Consider the following 15,049-nt stretch of genomic DNA (forward strand, 5'->3'; position numbering starts at 1 on the left):
TAATAAAGCGCCAAAACCTTTATATAGCAAGGTCTGACGCTCTACAGAATTTATAGATGATTACTATCACTAGGGTATTTAACTTGCTTACCCCATCTTATTAATTTTATAATCTCTGATTTTTTAATCTAACAAATATTTTTTAATTATTTCTTTAGATTTAGTCTTCTCAAGGTTTACTAATCTTTGTTAATTCTTGTAAAGCGTTGTTTCTTGGGGTTGATTGTAGCTCCTAAAATCTCCGAAATCCAGACTTCAAAATTACGAATGGGGTGCGATCGCATTGCCACGTCAGTATGTACAATGGGTTCTACAAGGATTGTAAACATATCTAAGCGATTGCCAGCCAGGACATCAGTGAATAATCTGTCACCAACCATGCCAACTTGATTTGCTGGTAAATTCATTTGTTCCACAGCTGCACGGATTTTACGACGCGATGGTTTGGCGGCACCAAGGTAGTAGGGTAAATCCAAAGAACGAGCAATATTACCAATTCTGACTTCACTGATATTATTGCTAACCAGCCACAGGGAAACAACTTCGCGCATCTGCTTTACCCAGTCTTGGAGTTCGGATGAAGCATCAGCCGCATTAAAAGGCACTAACGTTTCATCAACATCCAGCACCAATCCTTTAAGTTCGTATTGTTGGACAATATCGGGAGTCAGATTCAATATCGAAGCTTCTAAAATCAAGTCGGGTTGTAAAAGTTCGTTCCAGTTCATAAATAATGGCGAATTGGGAATTAGATCAAGTATCAGATGTTGAAACTTGGCATAGATACTAGTACAGTACGGCGTAAATAAGGCAACCCTTAATTTGAAGGAAAAAGCTTATATCTCAACATTTTGAGCCTTCTACCTCCTGCCTTCTTACTTCTGCCTTCTTGTACTAGTTATTTGTGAGTAACGACTTCCACTACAAGTTGCTAGGGAAAGATAATATCAGGACAAAGCAGAAAATACCAATGCCCAATTTCACCATACCAGTCGGAAGCAGTGAAAATTACCAAAAATAAAGGCAGCAAGCTAACTAAAATAACTGCTGCCACCTTTTTTCTTTCATGACCTAATTGATAGTAGTTAGTGGTTAATAGGCATTGTAGAAGAAATTGAAAGCAGGAGCCTGGGAAACTTCTTCTTTTTCCCGTATTTCCCCATTCCTGTTTTCCTCCACCATATAACCATTAACTCATAATCTATTCCACCTCATTAAACAACTGTTCTTCTAGAAGTGGCTGGACTTTGCGAAACTCCTCTGGAGAAAGTAGTTCTGGTTGACCTGATTTGGTAAACCGTGCAAAGAAGAGTAAAGGGTCTAAAGGCGTATAAATTGCGTATTCTTGCTCCTCGTGATAGAAAGTTGCAAGCAATTGCAATTGTTCGGGTTCTAAATCTGCGTCTTCGTCTTCAATTTCTAAAGTGAAGAGTTCAGATTCTTCTACAGGTGGTAGTTCTCCTCCCACCGTCAGAGCGTATGCAGTATTTTTGAGCGCCAAATTTTGTTCTGAGAGTACAGCTTGTGCGGTGGGGAAAATTTCTTCGATGGTGGTGTCATCTTCTACCAAAATAGCTTCTTCTTCCTCATCGTCACCTTGCCAAGCAAAGATTTCCACTGGAGAATCTACAGGAAGAAGGAGAACGTACTCTTGCCCTTCCACCGAGAGTGAATGCTCTACATAACATTCAAGCGATCGCCCTTGGTCATCTGTTAAAGTGATGGAACCAGCTTGAGCTTTATCATTGTCTTCGGGAAATTGTGAGGAATACATAGCCGACATATACGAGTATATTAACTACCAGCAACTGCAAAAACTGCTTAACTGTTTTATTAACAGGCAATGTCAATTAAATCGAAGTCTAGCTGGCTATTAAACTTCAGAATATCATGCCAAGTCGGTTGGTGGTTATTGGTTATTGGTTATTGATGATTAGTTATTGTTTGCTGGGCATTGGCGATGTTCGAGCAAGTGTTGGTATTAATAATTACCTTCTTTTTTGCTCACTGCCTCTTTTGCATTCAGCATTAACCATTTACCGATTAACCCTTCTGGCATCAAGCCATTGCTGTAAAATCAATGCTGCTGCTTTACGATCAATCAATCCTTTATTACGTGATGGCGAACGATTCTCGCTAATTAACATTTGTTCTGCTTGAAATGAGGTTAACCGCTCATCAACATATTCGATTGGTAATTTGAGAATTTTGGCGATGCGGTTGGCAAATTTTTGTACGTGTTTGGCTTGAAAGCCCAACGAACCATCCATGTTGTAAGGTAAACCCACAACTAAGACACTTACCTCCCGTTCGTTGATCAATTGACGTAATTGCTCGATATCCTCCTCAAAGCGAGCGCGTTCAATTGTAGTTATACCAGTTGCAATTAATCCCGTGCGATCGCATCCGGCAACACCAATCCGCTTACGTCCAACATCCAAACCTAATGCGGAAATGTATTTAGATGGAGATTGGGAATAAAATGGGGTGACATGGGGAGAGGATGGGGTGAGTGAATACTCCGCCTTTTCTCCCTGCCTCTGTTTGTCCCTAATATCATCCACGTGGTTGCTCCTGATCAACATCAGATTCAACTTGACCTGATGCTTCTACGCTACCGTGATTACGGAAAAATGCAACGGAATCTTTAGAGGTATTATTTTTAACATTATTATGTAATCTTCTGTCGGGGAGCGATCGCTTTCCTTGTTGTCCCCAAGACATACCTCCAGGTATAGGTTTGCGTGCGGGTTGTAACCCTTGCAAAACTTCTGGAAGTTGAATCCCTTCTAAGGAAACAAACTTAGACTCGCGTACTTTATGCCACACCGAGCGCGACATAATCAAGGTATGCTCGATCCGACTTGCCCCTATTTGCTCTAAATATTCTTCCCCTTCTGGTAAATAATCGGCAGAAGCCAAACGTAAACTTTGCTGGGGAAAATCTTGGGCAATCCGGGCTAGCTGTGATAGCAATTCGGGATACAACCACGTATAAGCCGGATGAATCGTCAATGTTGCGACATGAGGCTCTTTCCCTTGGCGATCGAGTTTAATCTGAAAGTAACCAATGGCAGCTTTACGCTGTGGCTCAAATACATAACCGCTTACTACCTCGGTTTTATTCAGCCACTGTTTGACTGCATCTGCTAAACCCTCAAATAAACCTGTTTTAAAGTCGCAGGTTTGACGATCAAATACTTGTCTCACCAAAGGGGGCATCGATGCCGTATCTAATTGATATAACAATTGAGCATCAGCATTACTCACTGGCAACAAATTTGGCAAATCTGGCTCTGATTGTGCCAAATCTGCCAATAATTCCGGCATGATATCCCAGTAAGTAATTTCCGCAAGACGCTGGAATCCATTACGACGATACAAAGCCAGGGCATCAGTATCGTTAATATTAACTTCAAGTATCCAAGTGCGTGCTTCTAAAATTGACTCAAAGCAATGACGTAGTAACTGCGAACCAATTCCTAACCTGTCGCAACCGCGTTCTAGTAATACTTGATCTACACGCCAAGTGCTGCGAGTCCGGTTGAAAGGCGAAACTTGCACCATTCCTCGCAATACCCGTCCCTGTTCGGCTACGTAGGCAAAGAAACGATACTTTAAGGGGTTGGGGAACCAACTCAAAAATTTCAGCAATCCATACCAGCGTCGCAACCATTGCATCTGCTTCATCCCATCGCTCTCTCCCTGGGGAGTGAGGGCTGCGAATGATTCATTTGTTAAACGCTCAATACCGTCTAAATCGCGATATTGTGCAGGTCGAATAACCACGCTCAGATTTTGAGATATTAGTGAATTCATTTTCATTCGAGCCGCCATTCAGCTATTAGGTGACAGAGAATAGTGGACAGTGTTGCAATCATAATCTTAATTTAATAGCTGTTAACGTGATCTTCCTCCCTAAAAAATTGGCAAAGGAGACACGCCCAGCAACAGAACCAAAAAGGTAATTTTAATAACTCAAAAATAATCAAAAAGCAGACCAAACGTGAACAACTTTGTGTTGACCAGATTGGGTCTGCCCCCATTGTATTTTAAATTTCGTAAAATTTTATATATATCTCATAGCATCTGCCGAGAAATCTGCTTTTCCAAGGTTGCTTGCGTTTCTTGTAACAATTGTTCTCGACTATCGGCAATTGTTGGGTTCGTAGGTTTGAAGGATGGAACCAGATTGCGGGCTTGTAGTGTCATATGAAACTGTAGATGGGCAACATAGTCGCTAAAATCCTCACGTACAGCGTCTTTACCCTTATGGAAATTTGATTCCGTCGCCACTGTATTCTCCTTAATTAATTAATCTTTAGCAGTTGATTAACATCATCAAAACTTATCATACTGACTTGCTGATGTTCTGTTTTTGCAATGAACCGTAACGCTGAGGTGATTTTATTAATAATTCTTAACATTTTACTGAGAGATATCTATTGACAAATGAGCATCCGGTTGTATTTGAGTGATGATTTTCATTCACAATGAATGATTGAGAATGGTTTCAACTTCGGCGTTTAGCCATTGTTTAAACATATGATTGAGAATTTCTTGATAGCGTTGCGGAGTTAACTCTGCTGCAATTAGTTCCTCAACCCAAAATAAATGATATCCTTGCTCAGTTCTCAGTGGTCCAATTAATTGTTTGGGAGATGTATTAAACACTATGGACGCAATATCTGCCTCCAGTGCCCAACGGTAGATTGCACCTTCATAGCCGCATTTCTGCCTCCGCTTCTCGTCAATATCATAAGTATGTGCAGCAGCATAAAAGCTCACTTCGCCTTCTTCGATTTGAAAGTAAAGTTCTTGAGCAAGTTTGTCGTTGGCTAGAACCATTTGGTATAAGACAATTTGTTCAAATTCCAAACGATTTTGGATAAAAAATTTCTCTACTTCCTTGCCAAACATCTTCTCGGCAACCTTTTGCGCTAGCAAGCGATTGCGAATCCCAATTTCCCATTCTTCGGGAGTCGCTCTTTGTTCGTTAAGCCACAGTAGCGTATCGGCTGCTTTCTCCAGGCGTAATTCTCGACGCTGTCTATCTGCTTCTGCTTGAATTTCATCGGTACTAATAGTTATTTCTTGCTCTTGGGCGACACGTGCGATCGCTCGTTGCCATAAAATCGAATTGTATACTTCCTTGAGTCTCATTTCTTGCTTGAGGAAGCTAATAACCTCTTCGGATTCAATAACAATTTGAGGATCATCGTTCATTGTCACAATTTGATTATATTTACTGCACCCATGCTGCTTGTCTCAAAGAGAAGAGCAAAGATTACTTGTTACTACAGTAAATTATACATTCGGTTTTTGAGTAGTCCTTGTTACTTAAAAATCGACATAAAAAACTGGAAGCCATGAGAGTTTATAGCTTCCAGTCTTATTTAATGATTTCCAAGTCTAGAAAAATTTGTTCATCGAAGAATTTTCTAGGGGAAAATTATGATAGTTATAGGGTTAGAGAGAAACTCAATAATAGTTATTTTCACAAACACAAAATAGTTTCAGTATCGCTTTTTATTTTTACTTATTGAGTAAAAATAACCACCATTCGCGATGATATTTTGTTTTTTGCTTGGGAGCAATTTAACTATCCTTTCCTCTTTCTGACCCAATGATTAAATGATAACTGTTATTATTTCAATATATTAACTCCTCATTATTTATAAATTTGACACTCGCTTGCTTTCCTTACATACAATGTATAAAAAATAAATACTAATCGTTTGCCAATTTGGCACTTAATTTGCAAAGAAAAAATAAATTAATATTGCTAAGGATTATGGATTAAAGAAGGTGCAAAAGTCTGGTGCTGTTAGCTTAGCGTAACGCACCATTCTCGATTAAATCGGAAATGCAGGTTATTAAATTTAAATTCTCATTCCTAAGTAGAATATAACAGTCAGTTTTTTTCCAACTCTCTGCTGATAAATATCTGATTATTTAAGTGTGTCATATATCTCCAGCTGATTAGATAAGCCAGAGATATACAATAAACGCTCCTGAAATATCCTAATTGAAATCACACAATTTCACGCCAATATATTGATCAGATTCTGACTGTAAATCCGATTTTATCTGCTGAGTTTCACTAATTTGTGCTGATAACCATTCATCAAGATTGCCACCGTGAATCTCCCTTTTTTGTTTCCCAACTACCTCTAAATAAGCTAAATCTTTAATTTTGCTCAAACAACTAGGAGATAAATTCGCATCAGAACGCTTTTCATGAGCAGACTTATTCATACGAGAGTTATCATTACTCTGCTGCTGGGATTTGTCACCAGAAGAATTTTCTTTGAGGAGGCGATTATAAGTACGATAGGGAATATAATGTAAAGGATTATACCCAGCAAAACGTAACATTAATACACAAGCCCAAGAATATTTACCGGCTAAAATTGCCTCAACTACCCGATCTATTTGTTCGGGATTCATTGCTTTATCAAATTTGCTACTAATGCCGGAATTTTCTTTGTTCATGGTTCTATCAAGTTTAGGTGAAGTAATGAATGGATTAAATGCTATTGGTTGTTAGGAATTGAACATTGGTGATTAGAGATTGGACATTGGCTATTAGCCAAGTTATGTTTAATCCGATTCTGAATTGTGCTAATTGTGGTGCGAGTTTGGGTTAGCTGAATTTGTAGTTGTGTGATGTCTTTTGCTAATTGATGTACTTCTTGCTGGATTTCTTGCTGGATTTTTTGTTGCAGTTGTAAGTGAGTCAAACGATTTTGGGTCACTTTTGGCAATAAAATGTGCCATGTTTGATTAGTTTTATCGGTTTCTGGTGCTGTCGATGTCAAGGCTGATTTGACCTGTGTGAGCGATCGCGGAGTGTTGATTGCATCAGCTAGATTGGTTTGCAGCATCAATGCTTTAATTCGATTTAATTTGTTGTGAATCTCAGTCAAATGCTGGTTTTGAACGTCAATTTTCTGGGTTAGTTGGGAATAGTGGGGATGGGAATAACTATATTTAAGTTGTGCCTCTGTAATCTTGATGCTTTGTGGCATAACTCCTGTTTGCTGTACTTTTTCTGAGTCGATGGGTACAAGCTTTCCCCTAATTTGATTAATTTCTTCTATACTTCCATTCCACACCCAAGTAATAACCATGACTAGAAAAAGAATACTACTCAACAGTAACAAGTAAGCAACAGAGGAGGGGGCTTGATTGAGCATTATTTGCAATGATGCCGACAAGTTGTTGTTGGTATTAACAGTTGCAACTGAGTTATTTACTGACCTTGATGACATAACTACTGGTGTAACTATATTACCACCTTGAATGTCCATAGTTCCAGGCACTAACTCAGGATAGGTACTCAAATCCTTCAGGCTTATTCCTGAGTCTTCTACGCTAATATCGGTGACTGGAATCGACATGAATACGACACCTTTGAGTGTTTTGCCGGAGGTTTCAACTGCATTTGACCTGATGATTATTTTCATGAACTGACCCTTGTTAGGAAACCTAACTGTTTTCATCCAAGCTTTTGACGATGGAATCAGAATTTAGTAATTCTTCTAACCTTCACTTGGCTTGGTTGTACCTGCTATAAGCATTGCGTCCCTGTACCTTGCGTTCATTTCCTACTTATCGGTAGATGCAGTTTTCCCTCGTCAACTTCCTCCTCGATTCGTTAATTAAATTACTCTTCAAGAACAGATACTGTAAAAATTGATACGAATATTCTTTAAAAAACTAAGTGTTTATTCATTAATTTTTACTTAGTCAATCAAATATTCATTTCTCATTTTCGATACACAAATTGGTAATTTTACGTTTTTTGGTTTCGATTGTCATCTGCCAAATTGGCATTTCCATGAGTCAAATTTACTCAACTACTTGATGATTCACTTAAGTAATGTGCAACTTTTATTTTTGTCACCCTGTAATTATTAGCTAGGGGGTTTTACCCCTCATTAACATTGACTTTCAGTATTTTGTTCTAGTAGACTACCCCCAGAAAATTGTAGCACTTAATTCCTTTATAAATCATTGATAAAGAAATAATTTTTGGTAGGATTTTGATATTTTTATAGAAATATAAATATTGAGAATGCTTTTTAAATTTTGTGAATTTATTTTTGCTTTGCATAGACTTAATGCTTGCTACACAAGAGTTTTATGTTTTTACTGTCAATGCAAAATTCCGGTAAAACTATTATGCTTTTTGGATTAAATTTCATTAACTGCTGTAGATAAAAAGTTGTTTTCGATACTGTTTAACGGAATAAAAAATCTATTTAGAAAAGTATCGAAATAGTAATATGGCAACATGCAGTCCAATCAGAAAATGAAAAATTAAGTATCAGCTTTAGAGATACTTAACAGCAAGAAAATATAAAAAATATATGAATTTATTGTAGTTTCATGGGTATCAACAAATGCAAAAGAAGCATGAGTGAATTTGGTTGTTGTCATAATTACGAGATTGGGTGATGTTGCTGGATTAAATGTGAATATAGCTTGTTCTCGGCGATTAAATATTTATGAGTGCCTTGTGCAAGTATGATACCTCGGTCGAAAAGGAAAATCCGATCGCAATCTTGAAGCAGGTTGGCTCGATGGGTAACGATGAAAGTAGTTGCAGTCAGCCGCGACAGGTGTTGTTGAATTTGGCTTTCAGTATCCACATCCAGGTGACTTGTGGCTTCATCCAAGATGAGAATTGGGGGATGGCGAATTAAGGCACGAGCGATCGCAATTTGCTGTTTTTGTCCCCCTGAGAGCATTCTTCCTCTAGCACCAATGGGAGTGCTGTAACCTAGTGGTAGCGCCTGAATAAAGTTATCTGCGGCTGCGAGTTTTGCAGATGCGATCGCATTTTCTAGGGAAAATTCCGAATTGAATAGGGTGATATTTTCCCAAATTGTTCCGGAAAACAAAAAGCTTTCCTGCGGTACTATTCCTAGTTGTGCCCGTAGAGACTGGGGTGAAACCTCAGCAATATCGTAGCCATCGATGTAAATCTTTCCGGAAGTGGGCTGATATAAACCAGCAAGTAAATTCACCAGTGTTGTTTTTCCAGCACCACTAGTACCGACAATGCCAATTGTTTGTCCAGATGGAATACGGAAGGAAATATTTTGCAATGTGTCTCGTTTGTCGGAGCCATAGCAGAAAGTCACATTTTCAAACTGGACTTCACCGCGAATCTTCGGCAATACCTCTAACTGTTGCTGGAGGTTACTTTCGGGTGGGGTTTCCAAGACATCATTCAGTCTTTCCATGGAAACTATTACTTCTTGGTATTCGCTTCGTAACTCCAATAACGCCAACACTGGATTAGAAATACTACTAGCCAGCATATTAAAGGCGACAAACTGCCCGACGGAAAGTTGCTCTTGCATTACAAACATGGCTGCACACCACAATAAAACAGTAGTACCGAGATGATTGATGGTGTTACTAACTAGCTGGAGGTTATTTGCTAGTCGTTGTCCCTGGAATTTAGCTTTGATTGCATTTGCAAAACGCTCTTCCCAATGCCATCGCACCCATCGTTCCGCCGCCGCCGCTTTGATTGTGGCGATACCTGTGATCATTTCCACTATGGCTGTATTTTGTGCTGCTGTTTGTTGGGCAATTTCACGGGAAATACCCTCTCTAGCTGGACTTGTAGTTAAGGAAAAGAGAGCAACAGGTACTGTTAAGCCAATGGTAAGTAAAGCTAATTGCAGGTTATAACAAGCGATCGCTCCAAAACAAGCAATTGCCATGAGTGCATCCACAGAAACGATGACGGCACGGCGAGTCAAAAATGATTGAATTTTGCGGTTTTCTTCAACGCGAGTGATGATATCTCCGACTTGGCGTGAGGTAAAAAATTGTAACGGTAATTCTAGGGTGTGGCGAATAAAATGACCTAGCAAGTTCATGTCAAGATGATTTGAGAGGTAATCCAGTAGATATTGGCGCACAGCCCGCACCAACAAGCGCCAAACTCCAAACAGCAAAAATCCCAAGGCAAAGAGATTCAGTTTTAGATAATTCTGGGCTGTGATGACTTGATCGATAACTATCCAAGCAATGAGAGGCATTATCAACCAAAATATTTGCAGTATCACCGAAGCCAAGGTTATCTGTGCAAGTAAACGTCGGTAATGCCAGAATGTTTGCCACACAGTCTGTAGGGAAATCTTTTCATTCTTGATTTGTTGTAACCTTGCGGTTGGTGTCATTATCAGGGCATATCCAGTCCAATTGGCTGTAAACTCATCCCGGTGTAAAATACGTTTGCCAATTGCGGGATCGGAAATTGTGATGCGATCGCTCCTAATTTGCCAAACTACAACATAATGAATTCCTTGCCAATGGGCAATCCAAGGGTGAGTTTGCGATTCTAATATACTCAAAGAAGCCCGTACTCCCGCCGCTTCATAACCCAAAGCTATTGCTGCATCCACTAATGCTGGTAATGTTGCCCCTGTGCGATTAGTCCGGGCTAAATTTCTTAATGTATTTATGCTAATTCTTTTACCCCAATACAAACACACCATTGCTAAACAGGTGGCACCACAGTCTGAAGAACTCTGCTGGCGAATGAAAGGATAGCGACGGGCTGGGAAGGTAGGGACTTGTAATCTTTCTGCGTCTCCACTGGGAACAGATGTCTCTGTGTCTTTAGTTCTACGTACTTCAGCCTCTCTAGATTTAGTCTCCTGAGTCTCACCATCTCTGCATACTTCACCCTCTGGGTATGCAACCATCTGGGGGTTAGACCCCCTGTACTGTTTTGGGACTGAGAGTGTAGTCCTTGGGATATCTCTTTTAATCTGATTGGGGAAAGAGGGGATGAGTTGACAATGTTCAGCAGGTAAATAATAGACAAGCAAATCTGTTTCCACACTCCAAACTGGCGGTATTACCGTAGGATATCCCCAGCTTTCACCAATTTGAGGAACTGCGGCTTCGCTGCTACTAGTGCAGACACTACCGTGCTTTAACCAAAACCTGCCTTGATTTCCCAGAGCAAATTCCTGTAACGATTCACCGGCTTTAATTTCTGTTTTGATGAAATGTGGCAATATATTTTGTAACTTCTGGCTGCTGTATAAATGCAACTCAGTCATTGTTTTGAAAAATATTAACCTTTGGCGGAATTCTACTATTTGCTCGAAATCGGATTGGAGATTTGGTATTTGCTGTAACCAATTGTGCAAATGAGATAATCCAATTTCAACAATACTACCTTTAGAGGCTGCGATCGCTCGATAAGAAAAAGCACTAGAATCAAATAACTTATCTCCACCAAAGCTTTCCCCAGGTGAAAGTAACTGCGTCGATACCTCACGCCCTAAGCGCATATTGTACCCCAACAACCTGACTCGACCCTGACAAACTACGCTCAGGATATTAGTGTCATTATCTGTGACATCGTGATTGTGAGTTAAATCATCACCTAATTCAAACTTGCGTGTCTTCCCCACCTGACTCAAATCCGATGCGAGGTTCGTATCTCCTGCGGCTGCTTTCAACAATTGATGAATAGCCGCAAGTGGAGTAAGGGAAAGCTCAATCTCACTAAATTGATGCTCTCCCTGAACTTGTAACAACGGAGAGAAGTTCATGGTTCAGTTTCTGATGTCTGGGTATTTTTGTTGGAATCGAAGAGTACAAAATATTCAGTATTAGCTTACAGTCATCGGCTCACATTCCTGGATTTCCCTAGCCACTCTTCGGATTGTGAAAGTTTTAATTGAAACATTGTGTTAGCCAAACCCAAATTTTTAGTTCATCAGATGCACTTAATCAATTTGTAATCTATTTTGAGACAATTTTAAATTGGCTGGTAAAAAATCTTTTCGCCCTTTATGAAAATTTTACTTATCTTTCCAGTATTCTCTATCTCCTAAATACCAAGCCAAAGTATATTAAAACACATTTATCTAGAAGAATAAATCTTATTTAACAAGGCTTTTAGATATTAATTACATACCTCAATGTCAAAAAATATTACTATATCACTAATATTCTTCGTCAAAATAAAAATTACCAGAAAGATTTAGATAATCATCAACATGAAGTTTGGCAAAAATCATTATGGCTTGTTTTAGTAGGTAAAGTTAGTGTTGCTAATAAGCTGTTGATAAATGCTTAGGAGTTGCCAACAACCCAGTTCAGCATTGTGAAATTGCATAGGAGAAACTTGGCTAGGAATAATATCTTCGCCAAAACTTCGGAATGCAATACACAAATTATTTTGATATCTTGCAACTTTATCTATTAAACTCGTCATCAATCCGGAGACTAGTTGTGACTTTGTCAGGGAATAATGACAAGAGAGGGGAAATTTGTCATTCGTAATTCCCTACCCAGTACAGTCTGCGTAGGCGTAAGCTTATACCCAGACTTGATTTCAGCAACTTCGCCTACTGCATTTTCCATCATTACTTGGCAGTGATGACTAAATAAATCCCCCAAATCGCCATTGCCCGCAAGTATGTACTTGCACGGAAAGTACCGACGGCTGTGATGGCTTCGGGGGTGCGGAATTGCAAGCCGTTTTCGTAAACTTGCTTGACAACACTCTCAGTTAATCTCCAAGCTTCTGTCTCCATCCCCATCTGTAGCAAAAATGCGGCGAAACCAAAATTTATGCCTGTCCAAACCTCTAATGGGTGCGTTGCTTTCGGGTTTTCGGGGGAACCATCGGGACGTAACCCATTGGCAGCGCCAAACTTACCAGCGTTGAATTTGAGAAAACATGCTTCGTAAACGGTTTGCACAGCAGAATTAGCACACTCTGGGGGAACAATATCAGCAAGACCCAATAATCGGGTGTAAAATTGACCACATAATTGATCTGTCATGACGACATCAGAACCGCTTTCGCTGTCAAGTTTGTAATATTTGCCATTCCAGAGTTTATCTTGATAAACAGGGAGTGACTGCGACAACCAAGTTTGAAAGCGATTTACTTGGTTATCAATAGCATCAGTATCCATAGTTGTCTGGGATACCTTGAGAATAGAACCGATCGCGATCGCTGCCTGTAAAGCTGCCAGCCACAAGCCGCCACAGTAAGCACTCACTCCTTGTAAACGCCAATCATCAAAGGTTTGATCGGGTGCCCCTGAGTTTTCAGGTATACCATCGTTATCCTTGTCAAAGCCTTGCAAATAATCGAGGGTTTGGACGATCGCATCCCAACATTCCGCTAAAAAATCATAATCGTTACCACCAGTCAAAATAAAATCACGGTATACCTGCAAGACAAAATCGCTACCTAAGTCTTTCCAAAGATTGCAATCTTGGTAAGCAGTATAATTTGTCTTTTCCCAAACATGCTCATTGGGCGCACCTAAATCGTGGGGAGTTGCTCCCGCAGCTTTGCGAACAGCCAGGTGGCTCTCTGCCCCAATTGTGTAATAATATCCAATCACACGCAGGCGATCGTCACTGGCGGGAATTGCCCTGGCAAAAGCCCGGATTACAGCCTTTTCCAGTTCTGGAAATAGCATCAACAACCCAAAGGAACCGTACAAACGCACATCTAAACTTTCATACCAACGATAATCCAAGCATTCCAGCACTGCAAACTGTCCGTAGGGGTCTTTTTCTGTAGCAGCACTCCACAAAGTGCCCCCTGCCGTGAGGTCGTACAATTCATTAAATAAAGCCATCTTGAACCAGTCTGGCAAATCCTGGCGATTGAGAATTGGTTGTTGCCAAGCTGTGATTTGTTGTTGCCACTGCTGATACTCATCTAGCGCCATGGAAGCTAAAGCAAAGGCGCTATTTTCTCCCCGTCCCCAAAAATCAGTGTAGCGACGGTAATATTTCACTCCCTCAGCAAATTCGGTGATGGGAAAATTCCAAGCGAGGACAAAGGGAATTTCCAGCCTTTCCCCAGGTTGTAAAGTAAAACGTACAGCTAAAGCTGTAGCCACCTGTTCCTCTGGATTCGCTGGAGTCGTATCTAAAATATTGGCTAGGGAACCATCAAGAGCAAAACTGTCCCAAATCTCATTACCTGTGCCCGCCGGATTCCAACGTGTATGATGGAATACTTCAACCTGGGGATGTTTGCGCGTGGCAATACACCATTCACCCTCGCCTTCTTCCTGGGGTGTGACGATTCCCGACTGCGCCATCAAGCTAGCAATTTTCTCAGCATTTTCAACTATATAATTATAATTATCTTTACTTTCATGCAGACGCGGTTGATATTCGTAAACGGGACTACCATCATCGCGAATTTTTACCTCCGGGGATTTGGAAGCATTAGTAAACCAGCCCACCATATTTTGCCAGGTAAGGAGAATGCTGAGGGTAATAGGTGCATTTGTGGGGTTGTGGGCTTTCCAGACAAATACTGCCACCGGATAGCTACTTTCTTGGTAATTATTTGCCCAAATGGGAGAAAACTGCTCACAAGTGAGTTGAGTTTGCCACACATTTTCATAGACAAACCAACTGCGGGGATATAAAGCATGGTAGGTTCCCGTAGTTGAGGTATTAGGAGAAGACGGGGAGAGATGATTGGCGACATCTTCACTAGCTGGATACCATTTCCAAGTTGCCAGAGTTCCATCTACGGGTGCTGCGGTGGATAATGCGTAAGCTTGCGAAGAATTGGTACTATTTTGGCTATTTGTGGACTCAAAAACACTAAATTGACAGCCGGGGATATTTTGAAACACATGTTCCCCACCATCAATATGCCAGAAATTAAAATCCCCACGATGCGATCGCCCGATACAACCTGCACCAAAACCACCCAAAGGCATACCGTGCCAGGGTCCATCATCAATATTACTGGGGTAGCGAACGGTGTAGGGTTTTTCCCAGCCTAAACCAATTGGACGTTTCCAAGCACAGGTAGGAATTGCAGAGAAGGGCTGATTCGTCATGAACTCAATTTTACCGCGATCAATTTACGCTCTTGAAGTTAACGCATTGGTGTGATTTTTCTCAAGTCGTGGAAATCAAAGTTTTAGTATGACAGTGATTAGGCTAATTAATTCAATCCAAGTATTTGCGATCGCCCAAAATAATAGCTCTAACCTGCTATGCATGGTTT

General features: G+C 40.4%; 12 protein-coding genes. All 12 read right to left on the reverse strand.

Annotated features, from left to right (window positions below; all coding sequences use genetic code 11):
• Window positions 1-179 precede the first annotated feature (179 nt).
• On the reverse strand, window positions 180-728 hold the full coding sequence (locus VB733_RS07565; RefSeq protein ID WP_323339471.1) for a YqeG family HAD IIIA-type phosphatase: 549 nt from the start codon (window positions 726-728) through the stop codon (window positions 180-182).
• A 203-nt stretch (window positions 729-931) separates the two neighbouring features.
• Entirely contained in the window at window positions 932-1,054 is a 123-nt protein-coding gene (locus VB733_RS07570; protein WP_323339472.1) for a hypothetical protein, read from the reverse strand.
• A gap of 147 nt (window positions 1,055-1,201) precedes the next feature.
• Entirely contained in the window at window positions 1,202-1,774 is a 573-nt protein-coding gene (locus VB733_RS07575; protein ID WP_096614596.1) for a DUF3727 domain-containing protein, read from the reverse strand.
• Between the two features lie 262 nt (window positions 1,775-2,036).
• Window positions 2,037-2,456, reverse strand: coding sequence for a Holliday junction resolvase RuvX (ruvX, locus tag VB733_RS07580; RefSeq protein ID WP_323339608.1), 420 nt, complete (start codon window positions 2,454-2,456; stop codon window positions 2,037-2,039).
• A 100-nt stretch (window positions 2,457-2,556) separates the two neighbouring features.
• Window positions 2,557-3,837, reverse strand: a complete 1,281-nt coding sequence (locus VB733_RS07585) for a GNAT family N-acetyltransferase (RefSeq protein ID WP_323339473.1) — start codon at window positions 3,835-3,837, stop codon at window positions 2,557-2,559.
• Window positions 3,838-4,080: 243 nt separating this feature from the next.
• The gene (locus tag VB733_RS07590; protein ID WP_323339474.1) at window positions 4,081-4,296 is read right to left on the reverse strand and encodes a hypothetical protein; all 216 of its coding nucleotides are present in this window, start codon (window positions 4,294-4,296) and stop codon (window positions 4,081-4,083) included.
• Window positions 4,297-4,488: 192 nt separating this feature from the next.
• Complete coding sequence (locus VB733_RS07595; RefSeq protein ID WP_323339475.1) at window positions 4,489-5,226, reverse strand: peptidylprolyl isomerase; 738 nt, start codon at window positions 5,224-5,226, stop codon at window positions 4,489-4,491.
• 798 nt (window positions 5,227-6,024) lie between these two features.
• Complete coding sequence (locus VB733_RS07600) at window positions 6,025-6,495, reverse strand: HetP family heterocyst commitment protein (RefSeq protein WP_323339476.1); 471 nt, start codon at window positions 6,493-6,495, stop codon at window positions 6,025-6,027.
• 41 nt (window positions 6,496-6,536) lie between these two features.
• Window positions 6,537-7,469, reverse strand: a complete 933-nt coding sequence (locus VB733_RS07605) for a hypothetical protein (protein ID WP_323339477.1) — start codon at window positions 7,467-7,469, stop codon at window positions 6,537-6,539.
• 978 nt (window positions 7,470-8,447) lie between these two features.
• Window positions 8,448-11,594, reverse strand: a complete 3,147-nt coding sequence (locus VB733_RS07610) for a peptidase domain-containing ABC transporter (protein WP_323339478.1) — start codon at window positions 11,592-11,594, stop codon at window positions 8,448-8,450.
• A 482-nt stretch (window positions 11,595-12,076) separates the two neighbouring features.
• Window positions 12,077-12,262 carry a hypothetical protein gene (locus tag VB733_RS07615; protein ID WP_323339479.1) on the reverse strand — a complete coding sequence of 62 codons (186 nt, stop codon included), beginning with the start codon at window positions 12,260-12,262 and terminating at the stop codon, window positions 12,077-12,079.
• 151 nt (window positions 12,263-12,413) lie between these two features.
• Window positions 12,414-14,879: a GH116 family glycosyl hydrolase gene (locus VB733_RS07620; protein ID WP_323339480.1), complete on the reverse strand. Its 2,466-nt coding sequence runs from the start codon at window positions 14,877-14,879 to the stop codon at window positions 12,414-12,416.
• Window positions 14,880-15,049 lie beyond the last annotated feature (170 nt).

Origin of the sequence: Calothrix sp. UHCC 0171, assembly GCF_034931845.1 — a bacterium.
Lineage (GTDB): Bacteria > Cyanobacteriota > Cyanobacteriia > Cyanobacteriales > Nostocaceae > Brunnivagina.